Origin of the sequence: Gilvibacter sp. (assembly GCF_013214815.1) — a bacterium.
GTDB lineage: Bacteria > Bacteroidota > Bacteroidia > Flavobacteriales > Flavobacteriaceae > Gilvibacter.
Genome location: NZ_JABSPU010000039.1, coordinates 1 through 25,669, shown reverse-complemented (window position 1 = coordinate 25,669; position 25,669 = coordinate 1). Strand labels below are relative to the sequence as shown.

Below are 25,669 nucleotides of genomic sequence, written 5' to 3'. Positions count from 1 at the left end.
CGATCTCCTCTTTGATATTTTCTTCGGTGGATTCTAATCGGTAGTAATCCAACAACTTTTCCATATGTCGTTTGTTGCCGTATTTGGTTATCGGTACGATCAAATCCGTTTTGTTCAGCTCATATCCTTCTATTTCAATGGCCTTGTAGGGAAGAGCAGTCAGCAAAAGGTCTACATCCTCTGTGCTGAAATCGTGATAGAGAAGCGCCGTTTGCCCTCGCTTAACCTGTAAAGTGTCCGGGCTCATCAGTGCAGCCACGATCTCTTTCGTTTTAGATGCGCGCACGTCCATTTTTGGCTTTTTACGCGTGTATTTGAAGGACTCTAAAAAGAAGTCCTGCAGGCCTTGGTTTACTTCGTCTTGTCCCAAACAAGTATATAGCTGAACCAAATGGTCATCTACATACATGGTTTGAATGAACTGTTGCACATTACTGTTAGGGTTCACAATACGGGCTTTGATGCCCGGTATTCCGTTGATATTGATCAACTCTTTTTCTGCAATAGAGTCTTGGTATTCCAGAATATCCACCAGGGCTGTATCCAGGTAGGCATTAATATCCTTAGTGCGATACAGTGGATTCAATTTGCTGGTTTCCATCATATATAATCCGCCGGAATTGGCTGAGGTAGCCGTATAAGATTTGGTGTATAGGAATTCGTCGGCATCGGTGCCTTCTTCTTCAGAGAAGAGCGTTAAGGCAGCAGGAGATTGCATGGTGAACAGATCCTCGTATTCGAAATCTGAAACCTCGTCCTCCAAAAAGGGCTCCAACTTAAAACTGGTAAAGAAACGAGAGTTAGGATCTACTTCTGCGCCTTTTTCCTTGGCCTGTGCCATTAAGGCATAACTTCTGTTACCGCGGAAGTAAAACTTGAATACTCCGTTGTACATATTAAAGAAGTTCAAATAAGCGATAAAGCCTCTAACGCCTTGTTCTTCAAATTTATAGGGCTCTCCAACCAATTCAATTCCAGCTCGTAATTCCGCCCCTAGAGTCTCTAGGATTTCTTCCTGATTGACCAAATAATAACCTTCGGGTTGATCATTATATCGAATCAAGTAGTTGTAATCTAACTGAGGGTCAGAAATGAAATCAATGTTCATAAAATAAGGTTCTCCTTCAGGGTCCAGAGGATTCTCTACTTCGCGATCCATATCCTGCATTTCCACATCAGGGATCTCCACACTAAATGCGCCTTTTTCGTTGGTGTAGCGACGCCATTCTCCTTGATAGGTAGCATCTGGATCCGGTTCTGTAAGGCTTATGGATTCAAAAAAGGCATCTGCACTGCCGCCGTTTACGCCCATTTCTGTGGTCTCTATCAAAAAGGCCATAAACTGCTCGGACTCCACATTGATGGCGAATCGGAGAAATTCATCGTCTGAGTTCTTAACCACACATTCGTAGAAATCCTGTCCGTCAATTTTGTATTCACGCTCGCTTACAATGTTTAATTCTGTGTTGTCATCGTCTGAGAAATAATCCGCCAAAAATCCCTTGATGTTCTTTTCGGAGATCACGGGCATGGGCAGTTCCTCGCTTAACATATAGGCAAAGGTCAAACCAGAGAGCAGATCGGGTGTGTAATAGACCAGCAGTGGATCTCTTTGGTAGTATTCTGGTTGGATAGGCGTGCGCAGGGTCAAGCCGTATTTGGGATGCTTGTTTTCAAACCAACCGGTGGGATCGGGTTGATAATCTTCATAGTTGTCAGAATTGTTGAAGGTAACCGCTACAGCTTCTACCTTAAAGCCCTCATTGCGCAGTAAATTGATCAATCCTTCATCTCCTGGTAAATGTGCAGCTCCAACAGCGGCAAATAAGCTCTTATCGCTCATAATTTCTACCATACTGCTTAACATAACCTTGTTGCGACGCACCATGGTGTCATCGTATTGATCGTTCTCCAAAATGAAGTTGTGAATGGCGTTGATCTCTCCAGAATTGTAGAGGGTGATCATCTTTTCCACCGTTTCCCGATATTGATCCGGACCCACCTCGATCATCTCTAAAATGCGCTTTTTTAAGACCTCATCATCAATCTCTTCCGGCAGTTCTAATTGATCTTCTACTTGTTCCAAGCCGCTAATGATCTTTCCGTTTTGAAAAGCGATGGAGTAGAGGTAGCCGTCCAAAAAGTTAGGCATGTCTTTGGTTCCGTATTCTACATCGTTTAAGGCCGCTTCAACGATGTCTGGATTGAACGTGTAATAGTCCTCCAAGGCCATCCCTTTGGCAGCCATGAATTTATCATCCAATCTTTTGTAATCCTCTTCAGAGAGTATGCGCTTGTAGATATTTTCCTTGTAAGCCTCAGAGAGCTCATCATCGATATAGCTGGTCATGCTGTCCGGGTGAAGCTCCAAAGCAAACACCTCAGAACGCTTAATAGCAGGAAGTAGCGAGTCACTGATGTTAAATACCCGCTTGTCTTGCAAATGCATGGTTCCGTAGAGGTAAGAAACACGAGAGTTATCTGCCGCGCTGATCTTCCACAGCAACTGATGCCCACTGTCTTGTCCAAAGGCGGAGAAAACGGTTAATAAACAAAGTATAATTGGCGGTAAAAGACCAGATTTGCTGGCCGAAGAGCGCAGGTAGTTCAATTGTTTATAAATAAAGGGATTTGTAACACTCAATAATAGTAATTTTAGGGCATAATATTTCTATTTCTTGAGGAAAACTTACCGATTTAAATTAGAATCCCCAGGGCGATTCAAACAACAACTCTTTGAATGGAGCAGGCAATTTGATCAGGTGGTTTGTTTGGACTCCAACACTGAAGATTCCAAAGACGCCGAATTTGATTGCGCGTTTGCCCTAGGATCGTTGGCGAGATTGTCCGCCCAAGCAGGTTCCGCTTTTCAAGCTTTAAAGGACTTTCGAGAAGTTCATCCCGATTGGATGTTTGGGTATTTGGGTTACGATCTCAAAAATGAATTGGAGAACCTGAGCTCTAACAACACCGATGTTTTAGGATTTCCTGACCTGCATTTTGTAGTTCCACAGCGCTTGATCATTCTAAAGGGGGAGATCTGCAGTTTCAGTTATCCCGAGGATTTAATCGATCTAATTATCCCAGATCTCCAAGGCATCCGGGCGACCGTTGTCGATAGGCCTGTTGAAAACACCAATACTGAGCAGTCGATTCGGGTGCGATTGAGAACCACCAAAGACACTTATTTCGAGCGTTTTGATAAGATTCAGCATCATTTGCAACGCGGAGATATCTATGAAACGAATTTCTGTCAAGAATTCTATGCTATGGATGCTACCATGGATCCTTGGCGTATTTACGACCAACTCAACGCCATAGCAGAAGCTCCTTTTAGCACCTTTGTGCGTTTTGACGACAATTACATACTATCCTCTTCACCAGAGCGCTATTTAAAACGCACTGGTGTACGAGTGATATCTCAACCGATCAAAGGAACAGCGAAACGCGGGGCTACTCCAGAAGAAGATCTTGCTTTAAAAGAAGCACTTGAGAATAATCCCAAGGAACGCAGTGAGAATATTATGATCACAGATTTAGTACGTAACGATCTTTCCCAGTTAGCGGTTCCTGGAACTGTTCAGGTAGAAGCGCTTTGTGAGTTGCACAGCTTTAAACAGGTGCATCAACTCATAAGCACTGTAGCGGCAGAGGTTCCTGAAAATACAAACAGTGTAGGGCTAATTGAAGCTACCTTTCCCATGGGAAGCATGACGGGTGCGCCAAAAGTAGCTGCCATGCAGATCGCCGAAGCCCAAGAGGATTTTAAACGCGGGGTTTACAGCGGAGCCATTGGTTATTTTGACCCTAAAGGCGATTTTGATTTCAATGTGGTCATCAGAAGCATATTATATAATGCTCAAAAGGGCTATTTGAGTTTTCCAGTCGGCGGAGCCATCACAGCAGCGGCTAATGCCAAAGATGAATATGAAGAATGTCTGCTAAAGGCCAAGGCCATGCGGGAAGTTCTGGAGAATAATTCTTAGATAAGCCTTAACAAAACCATTAGCTGGCTTATCCTATCTTTGCGCATGCTCGATTCCTTTTCAGCACAATTCGGAACGATTTTACCCAGCCTTGAGGGCAAGCGTATTTTGCTTGCTGTTAGCGGAGGATTGGACAGTTGCGTGCTTTTGGATCTTATGAGTAGGCAATCCGTTGATATCGCTGTGGTGCATTGTAATTATAAATTGCGAGGTGATGAAAGCGATGCAGATCATCAATTGGTGAAGCAACTCGCTAAAGAGCACAACTTGGTGTTGCACGATGTTGCTTTTGATACCAAAACCATGCTCGAGACCACTAAGGAATCTTTGCAGATGTTGGCCAGAGCTCTGCGTTACAGTTTCTTTGATGAATTGTGTGATGCGCACAGTTATGACTATGTCATGACCGCACACCATGCAGACGATGCTTTAGAAACTTTCTTGATGAATTGGAGTAGAGGAAGCGGTGTTAAGGGTCTGGAGGGCATTCCTCGGCAAAATGGAACTATTTTACGTCCGCTGTTGGATTTTGATCGGCATACGCTTTTGCAGTATGCTAAAGCCAATGATCTGCAATGGCGAGAAGACAGTTCTAATGCCTCAGAGGCGTATTTGAGAAATCAAGTCCGCTTGACAATTGTTCCTGCGCTCAAAGAGGTATTTCCAAACATTACTGATAAACTTAGGGAAACACAACAACATTTGCAGCAAGCCAATGATCTAATCTCGGCCTATGTGCAAGGCTTAGAAGGAGTCGTTTGGAATGCTACGACAAATGGATTGACTATTGATCTGACTGCGCTTTCCAAGGTGAATTCGCCGAATGGAGTGTTGTATCAATTATTGAGTCCTTTTGGGTTTACGGATTGGGATGCAGTATATCGATTGCCAAAAGGCCAATCTGGCACAGAGGTCCGTACGGATGAATATGAATTGCTCAATGATCGGGAATTGTTGATTTTACAGTCCATCAGCAGTAAATCATTTGAATACTATACGATTGATTCCGCAGAACAAACGGATCATTTGCCCATTGACTTGTATTTTAAGCAGGTCAAAGAGCTAAGTAGTTGTGATAAAAACACCGTTATTGTGGATGCAGATTTGCTCAATTGGCCCTTAAAGCTTAGAACATGGCAAGCGGCGGACCGTTTTTTTCCCTTCGGAATGCAAGGTTCACAGAAACTCAGTGACTACTTCATCAACCAGAAAATATCACGACTGGAAAAAGAAAAAATATGGCTACTTTGCAGCGACTCCAAGATAGTTTGGGTGGTTGGTCATCGGGCAGATGATCGCTTTAAAGTCAGCAACAACACCAAAAACCTGCTTCAGATTACATGGCGCGATTAAAATATTTATACAGTGTTCTTCTAGTTCTTTTGGCCTTTACCACTCAGGCTCAGGTCACTGATCCCATCAAATGGACTGCGGAAGTAAACCAGCAGAATGGCGATACCCTTCGCGTTACTTTGGATGCGACGATTATCCCAGAGTGGTATACCTACGCCTATTATATGGACGAGGGTGGGCCAATTCCTACGGAGATCTCCTATGAGTTTGCTGAAGGAGATTATACCGTGATAGAAGATGTTGTGGAAAGCGAGGTGAAACGCAAGTATGACGAGACCTTTGAAATGGAGATCGGGATTCATGAGGGAAGTGCACGTTTTACACAAAGTCTGGTGCAAAACAAAAAGGGCGCTCCTTTAAGCGTTGTAGTAGATTATCAATCCTGTGACGCAGAGCGCTGCATATTTGAAAATGCCATTATTCCATTAAAAGTGCCTGGAGGTACTGAAATTATTGATAATCCTGAGGCTTCAGCAAAGGACAAAGAGCTCACAGATGCTTTGGTCTTGGAGATGGGCAACACAGAATTTTTAGAAACGAACGAACAGCAAAACTCAGGTTGGAAGAACTTTTTGCTAGGATTCCTTGGAGGTCTAATCGCTTTATTAACCCCATGCGTGTTTCCAATGATTCCTCTTACCGTTTCTTTTTTCACTAAGGGATCAGAAAACAGAAAACGCGGCATTGTAAACGCCGTGCTTTACGGACTGTTTATAGCTCTGATCTACGTGTTGTTGAGTGTGCCGTTTCACGTTTTGGATTCCATCAACGAAGAAATACTCAATACTATATCGACCAATGTGACGCTGAATGTGGTGTTCTTTGTGATCTTTTTGGTTTTTGCCTTTTCGCTATTTGGTTATTTCGAATTGACTTTGCCGAGCTCTTGGGGAACTAAAATGGATCAAAAGGCGACTTCCCTTGGCGGAGTCCTGGGTATTTTCTTTATGGCGATCACCTTGGCTATTGTTTCATTTAGTTGTACCGGGCCGATTTTAGGAACCCTTCTGGGGAACTCCTTGTCCTCTGATGGCGGCGCTTGGCAGCTTACCTATGGAATTGCAGGCTTTGGATTGGCCCTAGCGCTTCCATTCGCCTTATTTGCCATGTTCCCAAACTGGCTGAATTCCTTGCCCAAAAGCGGCGGATGGATGACCACCGTTAAAGTGGTTCTAGGATTTTTGGAACTCGGATTTGCCTTTAAGTTTTTAAGCAACGCTGATTTGGTATCTCATTGGGGCTTGCTCAAGCGAGAAGTCTTCTTAGGTACATGGATTCTGTTGAGTTTAGCCTTAGCGGCTTATTTGTTCGGATTTATAAAGTTTCCGCATGACGGACCCAGAAAACGAAAAGCAGTTCCTGTGATCTTAGGGGTACTGTTTGTGGCTTTTGCAGGATACATGAGTTTGGGTATTCCCAATCCACCTAAATCCAATTTACCAGTCTTGAGTGGGTTTGCTCCACCGATGTTCTACAGCGTCTATGACAAGGAGATCTCAGACATTCATGGAGAACACACCTATACCACATTTGAAGAGGGCGTAGCAGCAGCAAAACGCCTTAAAAAGCCAATCATCATAGATTTTACTGGATGGGCGTGTGTGAATTGCAGAAAGATGGAAGAGCAGGTCTGGGTAGAACCAGAAGTCAAATCCTTATTGCATGATGAGTATGTTTTGCTCTCACTTTACGTAGATGACCGCGAGGTGCTGCCAGAGACTGAGCAGTTTAATTTTGTTCGTCAAGACGGATCACTAAAGTCCATTCGCAATATTGGAAACAAATGGGCCACCTTTCAAACGGTCAACTTCAAGAATAATTCTCAGCCTTATTATGTGCTGATGGATGCTGACCTTAACCTGTTAAATACGCCTATTGGATACACTCCAGATGCTTCAGAATACGCAGCTTGGCTAAAACAAGGTTTAGAGAAATTCAAAGAGAAACCTTCCCTCAAGTTTATTTTCAATCAATAAAAAAGCACTCTGAACACGAGGTGCAAGAGTGCTTAGACAAACCTAACTTAGCAAAGATTGAAGCCCTAGAGCTTCAGTTACGTGCTTTGCCTATTAATAAAAATTCATCCCCACAAAAAATTATTAATTGTAACGACGAAAGCACGCTTTTTTAATTGGTTAAAATTAATGTGGGATTCACGTAAATCCTATACGTATTTCCACGTATTTTTCAAGGACTTAAAAAGGACTAAGTCCGCCATTTTTGGTAACTTCACAATTTATGAGATTGAAACGGTTTTGCGTATTATTTTTCTTACTGACGGTGGCGCTGAGTTTTGGTCAGGAGATTCCTCCGATCAAAGCCTTTACTTCCAAGAACTATCAGGCAGGAAACCAAAACTGGAGTATAACTCAGGATACTCAAAACAATTTATTCTTCGCTAATAATGAAGGACTGCTTCATTATGACGGGAACAACTGGACACTGTACAATTCTCCCAATAAGACCATAATGCGCTCTGTTCTTGCCATTGGCGAGCGTATTTATTCAGGTTGTTATATGGAGTTTGGTTACTGGGAAAAAGACAATACGGGCCATTATCAGTACACTTCCATCAGCAAGGATATTGCAGGGAGGCTTGTTGAGGACGAACAATTCTGGAGCATACAACAAGTAGATGATCTGGTCTTATTCCAGTCCTTAGACAGGATTTATATTTACAATACGCGCACTGCGACTATAGAGACGGTACCAACTCCGGGAATTTTTAAGATGTATCGTCAGGGCAACACCTTTTACTTTCAGGATAATGCACTGGATTTTTACAGGATCGATCAACAACTGGCTCAGCCCACACAAGATCTTTCAGACTTTGACAAGGATCGTGTTGTGGCCTTATTCCCGACCGGTACTGGAACGTTGATGCTGAGTCAAACTTCTGGTTTTTATCGGTTGACTCCGGAAGGATACACCCCTTGGCCAACAGCGTTAGATACCATGGCCAGTGATCTGCGAGTTTATGCTGCTATCCAGTTAGAGAACGGTAATTTTGCTATTGGAACCGTCGCATATGGCTTGATGATCCTGGACAGTCAAGGAAACTTACTCACGCAGTTCAATCAGCGCAACGGCTTGTCCAACAATACGATTTTAGCGCTTTATGAGGATGCGGATAACAACTTATGGGCAGGTTTAGACAATGGCATCGATGTATTGAATCTAAATGCGCCTCTAAAGATATATACCGATATAAATGGAGCTATTGGAAGCGTTTACACGGCAGTTGAGCATGAAGGTCGATTGTATCTTGGTACCAATCAAGGATTGTTCTACAGATCGACTAACAGTAATGAAGATTTCAGGCGAGTTGACGGCACCAATGGGCAAGTATGGGAATTACAACGCATAGGTGACGCCTTGTTTTGCGCACATAATGATGGAACCTTTTTGATAGATGGGACTTCGGCAAAGATGCTTTCCGATCATTCCGGGAGTTGGACCTTTTTAGCGGTAAATGATGCCCCTGATAAGATCTTAGTAGGGAACTATCAAGGCATTAGTTTGTTGACAAAAAACAACAATACCTGGGAATTTGCTGGAGTACTGGATGGTTTTGGTTATTCCGCACGTTTTCTGTTTTATGATTCCTCAGGAGATCTTTGGGTCAATCACGAGTATAAAGGTGTATATAGATTAAAACTAAATCTAGAGCAGCGAGCGATCACAGAAACTACAAGGGATATTGCGCTTCCGTTGGGGAAGAATTCAGGGATGGTGCGCTACAAAGACCGCTTGGTTTACGCCACAGAATCTGGCGTATATGTTAAGGAAGGTAATTCTGAATTTCAACGCGACAGTTTACTCTCTTCAGCCTACCAATTAGACAACCAATATGTTACTGGTCAATTGGACGTGGACAAACAGGAAAACCTTTGGTTGTTTGGAGCCAATCAGATCAAGATCTACGGACCGAGTTCCTTTGGGCGCTCTATAGTAATGAAAAACATCTCGCTCTCAGAAGATATCCGCAATCAAGTCATTGGATTTGAAGAAGTGGGTAATACCATTGAGGGAGACCATATTTTAGGCACCACTAGCGGATACCTCAATTTAGACATCTCCGGTTTTGTCCCTAGACTCAATACGGTATATATCGGCAATGGTTATATGTTGAGCGAGAAAGGGGAGCGGCGCGATATAGCTGCCGAGGATACGGATTTCGTATCTGGCTTTAACAGTTTGCATCTCAAACTCTATACTCCTAATTACGATACTTATCTCAACAAAGAATTCCGATACCGCCTACTTGATTTTAGAGAACAGTGGAGTTCTTGGAGCGAAGATAACAATGTGGTTTTCGAGAATCTGCCACCGGGCAGCTACACCCTTGAGGCACAATCCCGTGTTGGCTTGAATTCTTCGGCTAATACCGCCAGAATGAGTTTTACCATTGCAAAGCCTTGGTATGCCTCGAACTGGGCGGTTGGTTGTTATGTAGTACTCGGTTTGATTTCTATGTTGGTGGTCAATGAAGTATACCGCAGACGTTATAAAAAGCAAAAACAAAAGATTGAGCGCGAGAACAATCGGCAATTAGAATTAGAGCGCTTGAAAAATGAAAAGCAGAGCATTGCGTTAAAAAATGCCAATCTAGAGCGAGATATGGCCAGCAAGAACCAAGAATTGGCCACAGCAACGATGGGAATGGCTCGGAAGAACGAAGCCTTGCAAGGCATTAAGAAAGACTTGGATAAAATTGACGAGAAGGACGCAAGAGCGCTGTTAAAGCGTGTAAAGTCTATAATCGAAGAGAATTTGAATGATTCCAGTGATTGGGAATTGTTTCAAAAGGCATTCAATAATGTAGACAAGGATTTCATCAAAACCTTAAAGAACAAGTATCCAAAGCTGACCCCAAATGACCTTAAATTATGTACTTATTTGAGGCTCAATTTAAGTTCTAAAGAGATTGCACCACTACTTAACATTTCTGTGCGCTCCGTAGAGATTAGTAGATACCGACTCCGCAAAAAAATGGAACTGCCAACGGGCATTAATCTTGTAGATCACATTCTTTCCATTTAATGTTGTGGCGTTTATTTGTTAAAATACCCTCAACATTACCTATACAATATTAACCAAAACCTGTGCTATCTTATCCGAATGGCCTTTATAGCATAATATTTAAGTAACTGTAAATCAGATTTTTAAATAAATATAATTATCAATATTTCAATTTAAATGTTAAAATTTTAGCATGTATATATTTTGTAGGGGTGCAAATTGAGAATTCGCTATTGTAGTGGTGTAATTTAGTGGATGTAATATTAAAGTACATTTATGAAACTGCTCGTTACCGCAATTTTCGGCTTTTTTATCCTGACCGCTTCGGGTCAGCAACTCAACATCAATGGAACAGTTTACGACAATCAGAACATCCCATTGGGAGGCGTTAATGTTGTAGTTCAAAATACAAATCTTGGAGCCATTACAGATTTTGATGGTAATTATGAGATTCAAAACGTTCCGGAAGGATCCGTTGTAGAGTTCACGTATTTAGGTTTTAAGACCGTAACACGCACTGTTAGTAGTGCGGGTACGCTCAATGTAACTATGGAAGAAGACGCACAAGCGCTTGACCAAGTAGTTGTAGTTGGTTATGGTACCCAAAAACGAAAAGAGATTACAGGAGCCGTTGCGGTGCTGTCCTCTGAAACTATTGAAGAATTAAAGCCACAACGTGTTGAACAAGCCTTACAAGGTCAGGTAGCTGGGGTTCAGGTAACTTCTGGGTCTGGAGCACCTGGAAGTGCTTTGAACATTAGAATTCGTGGTATTGGTACTAACGGAGATTCAAGACCATTGATCTTGGTAGACGGAAACGTGATTGAAGATCTAAGCGTGCTGAATCCAACAGATATTGAATCTATCAATGTATTAAAAGATGCGACTGCTGGTATTTATGGTGTGCGTGCGGCCAACGGAGTTATTCTTATTACGACCAAATCTGGACGTAAGAACCAGCCACTGTCGCTAGCATTAAATACTTATGCAGGTTTTCAAAATACCACACGGAAGTTGCCTGTGCTCAATGCGACAGAATACGGTCTATTGGTAAATGAATCCTTTGCCAATGGTGGAAGTCAACCGCCCTTTACTAACGTTAGTGGCTTTGGACAAGGAACAGATTGGCAGGACGAAGTATTTAAAACGGCCGCCATCGGAAGCATTGAGTTATCCGGTGATGGTGGTGGTGAAAACTCGCGCTATTCCTTTAGTGTTTCCTATTTAACCCAAGACGGTATTGTCGGTGGAGGAGAAAAGTCAAATTTTCAGCGTAAAACGGCTCGTTTGAATTACAACCTTGACTTCTTAGAAAATTTCAATGTATTTACAAGCGCTATCTACTCTGATGTAGAAGGGCGAGGAATTCTAGAGAACACTATTGGATCCGTCCTTTACAATGCTATTAATAACGCGCCAACCTTTGCGGTTCGTGATGCTAACGGAGAATTCACTAAAGCGGAAGGCCTAGGAAACGAGGTGATCAACCCGGTTGCGCAAATTGAAAACACATTTAACCGAGGAAGAACCCGTAAAATTGGGGGCAGCGTAGGTTTGCGTTACGATTTCCTAGATGCATTCTCAGCAGAGGCGCGCTTCCAAGGTAACTATTCAGAAGTTGAAGGCTGGTTCTTTTCTCCGATCGTCGATTACGGAGCGGGTAAAGTTTTCAATATTGAAAGAAGTGCTGTAGGGGAATCCCTAAATACCTTTAAAGATTATACGTTTGACGCTTTTGTAAAATATGAAAGAAGCTTCAATGACGCGCATAACGTCAAAGTAACGGCCGGTACCTCTGTTTTCCAAACCGTTGGAGAGTTTACAGGACAGACCGGTTTTGATATTATTGACAACGACGTGGCCAATGCATCCATTGCTCAGGCCAGTGATGTAATTGACAACTTCCCGAACGGCGGTAACACCTTTGATGCGCGATTGCTGTCTTATTTTGCACGTGCACAGTACGATTACAAAGGGAAATATCTTTTCTCTGCTGTGATCAGACGTGATGGTTCAACCAAATTTGGACCGAGAAATAAATTTGGATACTTCCCGTCATTCTCAGCAGGTTGGGTACTCTCTGACGAGGCCTTTATGGAAAACACAGACTGGTTGAATTTCCTTAAGCTACGTGCGTCTTACGGGATCATCGGTAATGATAGAATTGCGGACTTCGGATTCGTTTCTCTGTTGAATGGAGAAGGGGTGTACGTTTTCAATGAAGAACTCACCTTTGGTCGTGCACAGGGTCGTTTACCAAATCCACAGATCCAATGGGAAGAGCAAGAGACCTATAATATTGGTATTGATTCGCGCTTCTTTAACAGCCGTATGAACTTCACGGTTGATTACTTTAACCGTCGTACCAACGACCTGTTGGTAGTTGCACCAGTTTCTGGTGTACTTGGTGCTAGCGGTCCTGGTGGTCTTCCACCTGTTATCAATGCAGGTTCTGTCGAGAATAAAGGGGTCGAGCTTCAATTGGGTTGGAGAGACGAGATCAATGAAGACTTTAAATACAATGTAAGCGGAAACGTTACTTTCATTCAAAACGAGGTGCTTTTTGTACAAAGCGATAATGGATTCATTCCTGGACCAATTGCCTTTGGTGTTGGGCAGGATCAGTTCATCTCTAGAATGGAAGCCGGACAGCCTTTGGGATATTTCTTCGGATTACAGACCGACGGCATCTTCCAAAATCAAGGCGAGATTGATGCTCATGCCTTGCAAGAAGGCGCACAGCCTGGAGACATTCGTTTTGTAGATACGAACGGAGACGGGGTGATCAATGATGAAGACCGCACCAATATTGGTGATGCGTTCCCAGATCTTTCCTTCGGATTGAATTTGTCTTTTGAATACAAGAACTGGGATTTCAATGCTTATGCGTTTGGAACTTTAGGAAACGATATCGTCCGCAACTACGAACGTAATCAACAGTTGACCAACCGTCAGGTTACATCACTTTCACGTTGGACGGGACCAAATACCTCTAACAGCTTCCCGCGTGTGACCAATGCTGCGACATTGAACACGGTGTTCTCTGATTTCTACGTGGAAGACGGGTCTTTCTTAAGACTGCAGAATCTTCAAGTAGGATACTCTTTGAAGGACTCCTGGTTGGAAAAACTCAAACTTAAACAACTGCGCATTTATGCGTCTGCTATAAACTTATTCACCCTTACCGAATATTCAGGTTTTGACCCAACAGCCTCTAACGGCAATGGATTGACTGCAGGGATAGATCAAGGTTTCTATCCGTCAGCACAACAGTTTTTGGTAGGTCTAAACATCAGATATTAAAATTATGAATACAGCTCAATTTTTAAGATCAGTTTTTGCGTTTTGCTTAGTGGTATTCTGCTTTGCAGCGTGTAGCGATGATTTTGTGAATGTAGATTCAGAGGATCAGAACTCAGAGAACTTCTTCAATACAGAAGAGGATTACCAAGCAGCCTTGATCGCTGCTTATGACTTGCTTCAAAGCTCTTACATCAACGTGATGTTGGGCGAGATCGCTTCTAACAATACCTTGGCAGGTGGTGAAAGTGCCATCGATGTTCCAGGTATTCAAGAGATCGACGATATGCGTCACACGCCAATCAATAGACAATTACAAGACATTTGGGCTTGGATGTACGCTGGGGTAAATCGTGCAAACTTCATTATGGAGTTTAAAGACAACCTGGAGTTTTCTGGAAAAGACAACGTTCTTGGACAAACCACATTCCTTAGAGCGTATTACTATTTTGAGTTGGTGAAATTCTTTGGTGATGTACCTTTTGCGGTAGATCAGCGTATTCTCTTCGGAGATGAGGCGACCATAGAACGTACTCCAATAGCCACTATTTATGCACAGATAGAAGATGATCTTGAATTCTCTATTGCAAATCTACCGGTAGTGCAAGACGTGCCAGGCCGTGTAACCCGCGGTGCTGCTCAGGCCTTGCTTGGACGTGTGCTCTTATTCCAAAATAAATTCAGCGAGGCTCGTGTGGTCTTGGATGACTTGATCGCAACGGGGACTTATTCTTTAGTTGCTGATTTTGCAGAGATCTGGGAGAATGAAGGAGAGAACGGACCCGAATCTGTCTTTGAGATCCAATATACGGACGTAGAAGGAGCTAGCTTTGTTTGCTTGCAGTGTAGTGAAGGAAACGTAGCTGTCGGATTTAATGGAATCAGAAGTTTTAGTGGACCGCTTTACGACTCTGGTTTTAGCTTTAATGTACCAACACAAGAAACCTATGATGCTTATGAAGACGGTGATCTTCGCCGCGATGTAGGGATCTTGAATATAGAATTGTTTGCTGAGGAAAATGCCGGATTTAACGGAGGCGCAGGAGTCTCTTGGGTTGAAGGCTTTGAGCATACCGGATTCTACAACAGAAAGTATATAGCCCGTCAAGGAGATTCCAACATTGGAGATCAAAATTTGACCAACCCTAATAATTACAGAGCAATTCGCTACGCTGATGTGCTCTTAATGGCGGCAGAAGCACACAACCGCGGAGGTGGTTCTGATGTAACTGCGCAGATGTATTTGAATGAAGTACGTGATCGCGCTGGTTTAGGTCCTGTGACCGCTACAGGAAGTGCGCTAACAGAAGCCATTTACCTAGAGCGTCGTTTGGAATTGGTTGGAGAAGGACACCACTTCTTTGATCTAGTTAGAACTGGGCGTGCTGCAACAGAAATAGACGGTTTTCAAACCGGTAAACACGAATTATTCCCAATTCCAGCCATTGAAATCCAATTGGCCGGTAACCGTTGGGAACAAAACCCTGGATACTAATATGAAGCATTTGATGAAAACCCTTAAGCCACTTGGAGCGCTGACTGTGCTCTTTTTACTGGTATTTAGTGCTTGTGATAAGGACCGTGATCTAGACTTTTTGGATCAAATAACCGAGCCACAAGACCTGCGTTTATCAGTATCTCTTGCTCAAGATAATTCAGGAACTGTAACCTTTACACCAACTGCAACAGGAGCTTCTGCTTTCACAATAGAGTACGGTGATGGAGGCGGTTCTAGTGAAGAGCTTACGCCAGGGCAACAAGACACTCACGTTTATGCAGAAGGTACTTACACTGCTACTTTAACTGCTTTCAATCTAGAAGGTGAAAGCACCACTTTAGATGTAGAGGTAGTAGTTGCTTTCCGCGCGCCAGAAAACCTAACGGTAAATGTGCTACAAACCGGAGACGCTTTTACAATTGAAGTATCTGCCACAGCAGATTTCGCTGCTAGTTTTGAAGTTTTCTTTGGTGAGGTGGCTGATGAAGAGCCAACTCCATTCGGATTGGGTGAGTCTGCTTCCTATACCTATGCGGATGTAGGATTTTACGATGTACGCGTAGTGGCTTTAAGTGGTGGTGCGGCAACGGCAGAAGAAACCGTGACCATTGAGATCAGCAATCCAATTGTATTGCCGATCGACTTTGAGTCAGAAACCATTGATTACAACTTTACAGATTTTGCAGGAGCGCAAAGCCAAGTGATTGATAATCCAGATCCTTCTGGAATCAACACAAGTGCAAAAGTTGCTGAATTCCTTAAAGAAGATGGGGCTGATATTTTCGCAGGAACCATCTTGCAATTAGGAGACCCTATTGATTTCAGTACTTTCCAAAGCTTCACTATTGATGTGTGGTCGCCTTTGGCTGGATCCACAGTAAAACTGAAATTAGAGAACGCAGATGACCCTGCAATTGCTACAGAGATTGATGCCGTTACCACTACGACTAATGAGTGGGAGCAACTCGGTTTTGATTTCTCAGAAGCTGATCTTACCCAAGAATATTCTAAAGTGATCGTATTCTTTGACTTCGGAAACACTGGAGCTGGAGATATTTTCTACTATGACAATATTGAACAGGCCAACGTAACTACTGGAGCAGTAGTGACACTTCCAGTGGATTTTGAAGACGATACATTAGACTACGGTATCGTTGGATTTGAAGGCGCTGAGTCGGCCAGAGAAGCCAACCCTGTACCTGGAGGAATTAACACCAGTGCCAATGTGGTTCGTACTACCAAAACGGTAGGAGCGCAGTTCTTTGCCGGAACCATCGTACAATTAGGAGAGCCTATCGACTTTAGCGAGACTACTAGCATCCGCATGAAGAGTTACTCACCAAAGGCTGGAATTCCAGTGCGTATGAAGCTGGAGAATTCTGCGGACGCTGGTGAGTTTGTTGAGCTCGATGTAAACACAACTGTCATCGATACCTGGGAGACTTTGGTTTGGAACTTTACCGGAGCTACGGGAACTTATGACCGAGTGATCATTTTCTACGAATTCATCGTGGATCTACCAGGAGATGGATCTACCTATTACTTTGATGATATTGAATTGGATCTTGCCGGAGGTGATCCAGGCGTTGAATTGCCTGTAGATTTTGAAGATCCAGATCTCACCTATACCGTATTTGGATTTGAAGGTGCTGATTCTGCCGTAGAGGCCAATGCTGTTCCAGGAGGTATCAACACCAGTGCTACTGTTGTTAGAACTATTAAGACAGTTGGAGCGCAATTCTTTGCAGGGACAATTGTAGAGCTTGATACACCAGTAGATTTTTCCGCAACACAAATGATCTCCATCAATACTTATTCGCCTAAGGCGGGCATTCCAGTGCGATTAAAACTGGAAAACTCTGCAGATCCTGGCGAATTTGTGGAATTAGACGTAAACACCAATGTCATTGACACTTGGGAGACCTTGACCTGGGATTTCGCCCCATTGAGTCCAACAGGAACTTATGACCGTGTGATCATCTTCTTTGAGTTTGTCGTAGACCTACCAGGAGATGGATCCACGTATTATTTTGACGACATACAACTTGCATTTTAAAAACTTACTATGAAACGTATTTATCAGTTTATTTTCATCATCACAGTGATTCTGGGTGTTCAGGGATGTCAAGAAGACGATGTAGCCTTCGGAGACGTCACTGCACCATCAAATTTGCAAGTTGAACTATCGGTTGCCAGCGACCAATCAGGCATAGTTAGTGTTTTACCAACGGCAGATAATGCCATTAATTTTCATGTCTTTTTTGAGCCTGATTCTGACCCCGTAGTTGTTAGTAATGGACAGGAAGCCACTTTTCGCTATATCGAAGTGGGCCAGTACACACGAGAGATCGTTGTAGTGGCCTTCGGCAGAGGAGGGGCTTCCAGCTCATTGCAACTCACTGCAGAACTGGATGTAATCTTAACTCTGGACCCTGAAGTACAATTTGCCTTAGCCGGTGACGGTAGCAAAACTTGGGTTTGGGATTCAGGTTCTGGTGGCCACTTTGGAGTGGGTGATCCTGCAGTAGATTTTCCAAACTTCTTTAGCGCAGCGCCAAATCAATTGGATCCTTGTCTATATGACGATACCTTAACCTTCAGCTTTGACGGTTCAGGAGGATTCTTTTACACTTTGAATCCTGGCGATGCAACTTTTATCAACTGGACAGAGGTAAAGCGCTTCTTCCCTGATGCCAGTCCGGGAGAGTTTGTGGATGAATGTCGTGACATTTCAGATCAAATCGCTTTAGAAACCAACTTTGCCCTTATTGAGGCAGATGGAACTTCAACCTTGACTGTTCCTGGAAGTACTTTGTCCTACATCGCTGGAATTAATGAATACGAGATCATTGAGCTAACTGAGAATAAATTGGTAGTACGAGGTCTGCAAGATCCGTTTGATCCGCCAGGAAACCAATTGGCTTGGTATCACACCTTTGTACCAGAAGGTGGTGGAGGAGCTCCGAGTTGTGCCGGTGGCGCTACAGGAGATGTAGGAAGCGGAAACAACGATGTCCTTGTTTGGGCAGAGGAGTTTGACGTGCCTGGAGCCCCTTGTGATGGTAACTGGACCTTTGAGATTGGAGACGGTTGTCCTGAGCTTTGTGGCTGGGGTAACGGAGAAGCTCAGTACTACACAGACAGACCGGAGAACGTAATTGTAGAAGACGGTATGCTTAAGATCACCGCCAGAGCGGAGGCTTTTGAAGGCTCCGGTTTCACTTCTTCACGAATGATCACTAAAGATAAATTCGAGTTCCAATACGGCCGTGTTGAAATGCGCGCCAAATTGCCAACTGGTGGTGGAACATGGCCTGCATTCTGGATGCTAGGTGCAGACATTGATACCAATCCTTGGCCAGGTGCTGGAGAAATGGACATTATGGAGCACGTTGGGAATAACCAAGACGTGATCTTTAATTCCTTGCACTTCCCTGGAAATTCAGGAGGTGATGCCATTACAGAGAGTACACCTACTCCAGGGGTATCTGATGACTTTAACATCTATGCCTTAGAATGGACTGAAGATGAGATAATTTTCTACGTGAATGATGTAGTGGGACTGAGCTTCCCGAACTCTGATGCAGTACCGTTCCGCAAAGACTTCTTCTTATTGGTCAATGTTGCCATGGGAGGAACCTTTGGAGGCGCCATTGACCCAGCATTTGTGGAGTCCACTTTTGAAATCGATTACATCCGCGTTTATCAATAATATACCAAAATGAAAAGAGCAGCTTTATTAGGGATATTATTTTTGGCCGTAAGTTTTGTGGCCTGTAATTCGGAATCCGGATCCGCGACTGGAGCTTCCAATAGCGACAGTCCTTACGCGGCTCAAGTAGATTCGTTATTGAGTATTATGACCTTGGAAGAGAAGATCGGTCAAATGAATCAATACAACGGCTTCTGGAACGTGACAGGACCTGTTCCCGCAGGTGACGAAGCCGCAAATAAAAAATACGAACACCTCCGTAAAGGTTGGGTAGGGTCCATGCTCAACGTTCGCGGAGTAGAAAATGTAAAGGCCGTACAAAAGATCGCTGTAGAAGAATCCCGTCTGGGAATTCCGCTTATCATTGGTTTTGATGCGATCCACGGTTATAAGACCCTAAGCCCAATCCCTCTGGCAGAATCTGCAAGTTGGGATATGGAAGCTATTCGCAGATCTGCGGAAGTTTCTGCAGCAGAAACTGCGGCATCTGGAATTAACTGGACATTTGCTCCCATGGTCGATATCGGACGTGACCCTCGTTGGGGACGCGTTATGGAGGGAGCAGGAGAAGACCCTTACTTGGGCAGTTTGATAGCTGTTGCCCGTGTTAAGGGCTTTCAAGGAGATGACCTTTCAGATCCCTTTACCATAGCGGCGTGTACCAAGCACTTTGCAGGATATGGTTTTGCCGAAGGCGGAAAAGATTACAACACTGCCGATTTTGGCACCAGCACGCTGTACAATATTGTTCTACCCCCATTCAAGGCCACCGTAGATGCCGATGTAAAGACCTTTATGAACAGTTTTAATGTGCTTAACGGGATCCCAGCTACGGGGGATCGATTCTTGCAACGTGAGATTCTTAAAGGAAGATGGGACTTCCAAGGATTTGTAGTGTCTGATTGGGGATCTATTGGAGAGATGGTTCCTCACGGTTATGCAGAAGACGGAAAACATGCCGCGGAACTTGCAGCGAATGCAGGTTCTGACATGGACATGGAATCTTACCTTTATGTAGAGCATTTAGCTGAACTAGTGCGTAACGGACGTGTTGACGAGGCCTATATCACTGATGCTGCTCGCAGAATTCTTACCGTAAAGTATGAATTGGGACTTTTTGAGGATCCTTATCGTTACTGTGATGAAACTCGTGAGCAAGAAACTATTGGTAAAGCAGAACATCAAGAGGCCGTATTGGATATGGCCAAAAAATCGATTGTCCTGCTGAAGAATGAAAACAATCTACTCCCTTTGAAAAAGTCGGGGCAACGCATCGCCGTGATCGGTCAGTTTGCCAATGACAAAAACTCCCCTCTGGGTAGTTGGAGAATTGCCGCTGATGACAATACTGCAGTCACACTGTTAGAAGGTTTGGCGGCCTACCCAGACAACTCCATCACTTATGCAGAAGGTGCCACTGTTACTGTAGGAGAGAACTCCTTTGTTATGGAAACGGCAATCAATGAAGATGATAAAAGCGGATTCGCTGAGGCGCGTCGCGTTGCACGTGCTGCCGATGTAGTGATCATGAATCTCGGAGAAGTAGGATGGCAAAGTGGAGAAGGAAGAAGTCGAGTAAATATTGACCTGCCAGGAGTTCAGCAAGAACTGCTAGAGGCGGTATATGAAGTAAATCCCAACATTGTACTGGTATTGCAAAATGGTCGTCCTTTGGCTTTGCCTTGGGCTGATGAGAACATTCCAGCCATCGTTGAGGCTTGGCAATTGGGAACCCAAAGCGGTAACGCGATTGCTCAGGTGCTTTACGGGGATTATAACCCAAGCGGAAAGATGCCGATGACCACTCCAAGAGACAAGGGTCAAATCCCGATCTATTACAATCATAAAAACACAGGGCGTCCGGTGATTCCTGCGCCAAACTTGGTGTTCTGGTCGCATTATATGGACGAATCCAATGCGCCTTTATATCCTTTTGGTCACGGACTGAGTTATACCACCTTCCAATATGAAGGACTGGCAGTAAACCCTAATGGAGACGGCACGTTTAAAGTGAGCTTCACTTTGACCAATACCGGAGCGATAAAAGGAAAAGAGGTTGCACAGCTTTACATTCAAGATGTAGCCGCTTCTGTGACGCGTCCAGTACGCGAATTGAAAGGCTTTGAGATGGTGGAGCTAGCTCCAGGAGCATCCCAAGAAATTAGTTTTACACTTACCGATACAGAACTGGGCTTCTACGACAATGATGGTGAGTTTGTCGTAGAAGACGGTATGTATCGCGTTTTCATTGGTGGTAGTTCTGCCACAGAATACAGTGTAGACTTCACCAGATAATATATGTTGAGAATTAGTTTGATCATATCGGCATTATTGCTTTTAGCAGGCTGCGGACACACCTCCAATAAGCTTGTCTTTGAAGAGCATTTTGACGGCAATTCCCTCAACGAGGTTTATTGGAATTACGAGCTGGGTGACGGCTGTCCAAACCTTTGTGGCTGGGGTAATAATGAACGTCAGATCTACAACAAGGCCAATGCAGTTGTGGACAACGGACATCTGATTATTTCCGCTACCAAAAAAGATGGCGTCTACAATAGTGCGCGCATCACAACTAAAGGTAAAATGGAATTCCAATACGGGCGTATTGAAGTTCGAGCTAAACTTCCGAAAGGTCAAGGAATTTGGCCAGCAATTTGGTTATTGGGTAACGATATTGACACCAATACTTGGCCCGGTTGTGGAGAGATCGACATTATGGAATACGTTGGAAAGCAACCTGGAGTGATCTACAACTCCTTACATACGCCAGATAGCTTTGGCGCGACCATCAATTCCAAACAAACTCATATTGCAGGAGTGGAGAACGACTTTCACGTGTACCGCACGGATTGGACTGCAGAAAAGATTAGTTTTTATATAGACAATAAAGAAGTATACACTTTTAAACCCAAGGAGAAAAACGCTAAGACCTGGCCGTTTGATAAGCCATTTTATTTAATCATGAATATGGCAATTGGAGGACACTTTGGCGGCCCTGAGGTAGATGATAATATCTTCCCTCAGGATTTTGTCGTGGACTATGTGAAGGTGTACAATTTTTAAACTTGAAACGTGATTATTAATTTAAATTAAAATGTGATGAGAAAAACTTACTTACTATTAGCAGCTATGTTTGCTATGTTCACAAGTAATGCACAAACAACGATCGAAGTAGATCCTTGTGCTGGAGCTGACGGAGACGCTTGGTTCGGATTCATGAATGTTTTCGAATTAGACGAAACAACTTTTGTATTCAACTCTGGATGGGGTGTAGGAGATCTTAAGTCAACTGTAAACTGTGCTGACGGGCGTATCACGCTTCAGCCAAACTTCAACACTTATGCTGACAACCCAGACGATCCGTTTTGGGTGAACCAAACTACAGGAGAAGGTGCTAAGTTCATGAGAGCTAACACTATTGTAGGAGACAACTCTGGACTTGGTGGAGAGCAGACTTTTACCGGTGGTGTAGAGAGCTATACTTTGAGTTCTGACTACAGCGTAGTTGCTTTTATCCGTGTATTCAACGCAGATTTCTCTGCTTTACTACGTGAAATGACTTTGCCAATTACAGAAGCTGGTGTATTCTCTATGACCATGACTGAAACTGATGCAGCTGATGGACAAGTACAGTTCGGATTTGAAGTATCTGGACCTAACGCAAACCCAGCAGACGAAGCAGCTCTTGGAAGCGTAGTTGTAGGAGCAGTTGCTCTTAACGTAGACGAGTCTGAACTAGTAGGGCTTTCTGTATATCCAAACCCTGCAAACGATGTGCTTAATGTACAAACCAAAACTCAGCAAAACGATATCGCTATCTTCAACGTACTTGGACAGCAAGTGTTGAGCCAGAAACTAAGCGGAACAAACTCTGCAATCAACGTAGCTGGTCTTAAGACAGGTGTTTACTTTGCAACTGTTACTACTGACGCTGGACAGCAGCAGATCAAAATCGTTAAGCGATAGTCTTTTTTAGGCAACAACTAAGAACTTAAACGTTCTTCATTTTTATTATTAACTTGCCCAGACTAGTCCGTTTGGGCAAGTTTTTATCAACCAATATTCAACAACTATGCTAGCAATTGTATCCTTTGTAGGCTTTACCCTAATGGTGGGTGTCATCTCCTATCTTGCAACCCGAAAAACCGATGAAAGTACCAGTGATGGTTATTTTCTAGGTGGACGAAGTCTTACCGCTGGAGTCATAGCTGGCTCACTTTTGTTAACCAATCTTTCTACAGAACAAATTGTAGGTCTTAACGGTTCTGCCTACGACCAAGGAATCTTGGTAATGGCCTGGGAAACTCTCGCTGCGATCGCAATAGTGGTCACGGCCTTGTTTTTATTACCTCGATATTTAAAAGGTGGACTCACAACTGTGCCGACCTTCTTGGCCAGCCGTTTTGATGTTACCACAAAAACATTGACCTCAGGACTGTTTTTGACCGGTTACGTAGTGGTACTTCTTCCAGTGATCCTTTACTCTGGGTCACTTGCAATTTCCAATATGTTTGGAATTCCAGAATTACTAGGTGTTTCTGATACCGCAGCGCTTTGGATCTGTGTTTGGGGTATCGGTATTATTGGTTCCATCTACGCCGTATTTGGAGGCCTGAAAGCTGTAGCCGTTTCGGATACCATTAACGCTATTGGACTATTAATTGGTGGATTGTTAATTCCGATCTTTGGTTTAATGGCCATCGGTGATGGAAGTGTTATGGACGGATGGGCAACCCTTACAGAAGCCAATCCAGAGAAATTTGATGCCATGGGAAGCAACACTAGTGCGATCCCGTTCTCTACCATTTTTACAGGAATGATGTTGGTACAGCTCTTCTATTGGGGAACCAACCAACAGATCATTCAGCGCGCTTTAGCCGCAAAAAACTTAAAAGAAGGGCAAAAGGGCTTGATCCTCGCCTCCTTTATTAAAATATTGGGTCCTCTCATTGTAGTACTGCCTGGAATCATTGCCTTCCACTATTTTCAAGGCGGATTGGACCAAGCAGATGCGGCCTACCCACGTTTGGTAAACGCCGTATTACCATCCGCTTGGCTTGGATTCTTCGCAGCCGTACTATTTGGGGCGATCTTGAGTTCATTCAACTCTGTTTTGAACAGTTCGGTTACCCTATACGGAATCGACATCTACAAACAACACATCAACAAAGATGCTGATGAGAAGACCGTTGTCAAGAACGGTAAGACCTTTGGGGTTATCCTAGCTCTTGCATCTATGTTCATTGCGCCTCAGTTGGCCAATGCAGGATCTTTATTTGACTACCTCCAAGAGGTAAATGGAATTTACTCCATTCCAATTCTAACCATCATTGTGGTTGGTTATTTGACTAAGCGAGTTCCAGCCATTGCCGCGAAGATCGGGTTGTTATCAGGCTCTTTGCTATACATCCTAAGTCAGTTCATTTTGCAACCTCATTTTGTGGGATCGGCCTTAGAGGATGCAGCTGCTAATGGAATTACAGATCCAGAACAACTTGCAGCAATCGAAGCAGGCGCTTATCCGCATTTCTTACACGTAATGGCGATCTTGTTTGTACTCAACACCTTGATCATGTTGGCCATAGGTAAGATCAAGCCTAGAGAAACACCTTATGAGCAAGAGTATACGGAACAAGTAGAGATTGAGCCTTGGAAGCATGTGAAGCTTGCAGGAGCGGTCGTAGTGATCATTGTGATCAGTACCTACGTATATTTCCAATAACAAAAAAGGCGCTCTGTTACGAGCGCCCTTTTTTTAATATCAACTATAATAGCGACCCATTGAAGGGTTAAAATTCACTAATAGATGCTATTATTACTTCCTTGAAAGTAAAAGTAGCCTAAATATTGGCTCTGCAAAGTCCGTAGCAAGGATAAAGACCTACGAAAACGTTTGCGTGTTGATAAGTTTACGTATTTTAACACTTTCGAAATATATAGAGGCTATCGCTGCCATATTCTAGATATTTCGTTCTGTGATTATCAATTGTTTAGCGCTTTTTAGAATCCTAGAGTGTAGCCTATGCCAAAAATGACCCTTAAAAAGATAGCCTCGGAATTAGAGGTATCTATTTCTACTGTTTCCAAAGCCTTAAAGGACAGCCATGAAATTGGTGAAGAGACGCGTAAAAAGATCCAAGCCTTTGCGGCCTTGTACAATTACAAGCCTAACAACATCGCCTTGAGTCTTAAAAACCAACGCGCCCATACCATAGGGATCATCATTCCAGAAATTGTACATCACTTTTTTACAACCGTTATTCAAGGAGTAGAACAAGAGGCCAATGCACGTGGATACAACGTGGTTATTGGACTTTCTGATGAATCCTTTGCCAAGGAGGTACACAATATGGATACTCTGGCCAATGGCAGTATTGACGGGTTTATCATCTCCGTCGCTAAAGAAACTCTTTTAAAGAAAGACTATCATCACCTTAGAGAAACCATGAATCAAGGAATGCCCATTGTCATCTTTGATCGAGATCTTCCGGATATTGATACCGATAAAGTTGTGGTAGACGATGTTCGCGGAGCGCGCACGGCGGTGAGCTATTTAGTAGATCAAGGCTGTGAGCGTATTGGAATCATTACCACCAATGATCACGTAAATGTTGGTAAACTGCGCTATATGGGATATCAAAAAGCTTTGAAGGATGCCAATTTTCCTGAAGATGCGGATTTGGTCCTCAAGTTAGACGATGATATGGACTCTGTATCTCGTAGCGAGGACTTGGGAGCTGCCATTGGAAATTACCTAGAACAGAATTCCGACCTGGATGCGATTTTTGCGGTAAACGA

At 43.5% G+C, this 25,669-nt stretch carries 14 protein-coding genes; 13 read left to right on the top strand and 1 reads right to left on the bottom strand.

The window, feature by feature from the left end:
- Window positions 1–2,644, bottom strand: a 2,644-nt coding sequence (locus tag HRT75_RS09130) for a TraB/GumN family protein (RefSeq protein ID WP_291185525.1), incomplete at its 3' end; no start/stop codon positions are given.
- A gap of 34 nt (window positions 2,645–2,678) precedes the next feature.
- Here HRT75_RS09130 and HRT75_RS09125 point away from each other — a divergent pair.
- The 13 genes from HRT75_RS09125 to HRT75_RS09065 all read left to right on the top strand — a co-directional run.
- Window positions 2,679–3,986: an anthranilate synthase component I family protein gene (locus tag HRT75_RS09125; protein ID WP_291185523.1), complete on the top strand. Its 1,308-nt coding sequence runs from the start codon at window positions 2,679–2,681 to the stop codon at window positions 3,984–3,986.
- 45 nt (window positions 3,987–4,031) lie between these two features.
- Window positions 4,032–5,339, top strand: coding sequence for a tRNA lysidine(34) synthetase TilS (gene tilS, locus HRT75_RS09120; RefSeq protein ID WP_291185521.1), 1,308 nt, complete (start codon window positions 4,032–4,034; stop codon window positions 5,337–5,339).
- On the top strand, window positions 5,327–7,315 hold the full coding sequence (locus HRT75_RS09115) for a thioredoxin family protein (protein ID WP_291185518.1): 1,989 nt from the start codon (window positions 5,327–5,329) through the stop codon (window positions 7,313–7,315). The genes tilS and HRT75_RS09115 overlap by 13 nt, the downstream gene beginning before the upstream one ends.
- 262 nt (window positions 7,316–7,577) lie before the next feature.
- Window positions 7,578–10,382, top strand: a complete 2,805-nt coding sequence (locus HRT75_RS09110) for a triple tyrosine motif-containing protein (RefSeq protein WP_291185515.1) — start codon at window positions 7,578–7,580, stop codon at window positions 10,380–10,382.
- 255 nt (window positions 10,383–10,637) lie between these two features.
- Complete coding sequence (locus HRT75_RS09105) at window positions 10,638–13,664, top strand: TonB-dependent receptor (RefSeq protein ID WP_291185512.1); 3,027 nt, start codon at window positions 10,638–10,640, stop codon at window positions 13,662–13,664.
- 4 nt (window positions 13,665–13,668) lie between these two features.
- Window positions 13,669–15,156 (top strand): RagB/SusD family nutrient uptake outer membrane protein, encoded by a 1,488-nt coding sequence (locus HRT75_RS09100; RefSeq protein ID WP_291185509.1) that lies wholly within the window; start codon window positions 13,669–13,671, stop codon window positions 15,154–15,156.
- On the top strand, window positions 15,107–17,215 hold the full coding sequence (locus tag HRT75_RS09095; protein WP_291185507.1) for a hypothetical protein: 2,109 nt from the start codon (window positions 15,107–15,109) through the stop codon (window positions 17,213–17,215). Before HRT75_RS09100 ends, HRT75_RS09095 begins: the two co-directional genes overlap by 50 nt.
- A gap of 9 nt (window positions 17,216–17,224) precedes the next feature.
- Complete coding sequence (locus tag HRT75_RS09090; protein ID WP_291185505.1) at window positions 17,225–18,871, top strand: glycoside hydrolase family 16 protein; 1,647 nt, start codon at window positions 17,225–17,227, stop codon at window positions 18,869–18,871.
- Between the two features lie 9 nt (window positions 18,872–18,880).
- Entirely contained in the window at window positions 18,881–21,166 is a 2,286-nt protein-coding gene (bglX, locus tag HRT75_RS09085; RefSeq protein WP_291185503.1) for a beta-glucosidase BglX, read from the top strand.
- A gap of 3 nt (window positions 21,167–21,169) precedes the next feature.
- Window positions 21,170–21,934: a glycoside hydrolase family 16 protein gene (locus HRT75_RS09080; RefSeq protein ID WP_291185500.1), complete on the top strand. Its 765-nt coding sequence runs from the start codon at window positions 21,170–21,172 to the stop codon at window positions 21,932–21,934.
- Window positions 21,935–21,970: 36 nt separating this feature from the next.
- A complete protein-coding gene (locus HRT75_RS09075) occupies window positions 21,971–22,837 on the top strand; it encodes a T9SS type A sorting domain-containing protein (RefSeq protein ID WP_291185497.1) in 867 nt (288 codons plus the stop codon).
- 106 nt (window positions 22,838–22,943) lie between these two features.
- Window positions 22,944–24,593, top strand: a complete 1,650-nt coding sequence (locus HRT75_RS09070; protein WP_291185493.1) for a solute:sodium symporter family transporter — start codon at window positions 22,944–22,946, stop codon at window positions 24,591–24,593.
- A gap of 300 nt (window positions 24,594–24,893) precedes the next feature.
- Window positions 24,894–25,669, top strand: a 776-nt coding sequence (locus HRT75_RS09065; RefSeq protein WP_291185490.1) for a LacI family DNA-binding transcriptional regulator, incomplete at its 3' end; no start/stop codon positions are given.

Excerpts from the sequence above, each read along its gene's own strand:
- tilS (WP_291185521.1), top strand. The coding sequence starts at position 4,032 with ATGCTCGATTCCTTTTCAGCACAATTCGGAACGATTTTACCCAGCCTT.
- HRT75_RS09115 (WP_291185518.1), top strand. The coding sequence starts at position 5,327 with ATGGCGCGATTAAAATATTTATACAGTGTTCTTCTAGTTCTTTTGGCC.
- HRT75_RS09110 (WP_291185515.1), top strand. The coding sequence starts at position 7,578 with ATGAGATTGAAACGGTTTTGCGTATTATTTTTCTTACTGACGGTGGCG.
- HRT75_RS09105 (WP_291185512.1), top strand. The coding sequence starts at position 10,638 with ATGAAACTGCTCGTTACCGCAATTTTCGGCTTTTTTATCCTGACCGCT.
- HRT75_RS09100 (WP_291185509.1), top strand. The coding sequence starts at position 13,669 with ATGAATACAGCTCAATTTTTAAGATCAGTTTTTGCGTTTTGCTTAGTG.
- HRT75_RS09090 (WP_291185505.1), top strand. The coding sequence starts at position 17,225 with ATGAAACGTATTTATCAGTTTATTTTCATCATCACAGTGATTCTGGGT.
- bglX (WP_291185503.1), top strand. The coding sequence starts at position 18,881 with ATGAAAAGAGCAGCTTTATTAGGGATATTATTTTTGGCCGTAAGTTTT.
- HRT75_RS09080 (WP_291185500.1), top strand. The coding sequence starts at position 21,170 with ATGTTGAGAATTAGTTTGATCATATCGGCATTATTGCTTTTAGCAGGC.
- HRT75_RS09075 (WP_291185497.1), top strand. The coding sequence starts at position 21,971 with ATGAGAAAAACTTACTTACTATTAGCAGCTATGTTTGCTATGTTCACA.
- HRT75_RS09070 (WP_291185493.1), top strand. The coding sequence starts at position 22,944 with ATGCTAGCAATTGTATCCTTTGTAGGCTTTACCCTAATGGTGGGTGTC.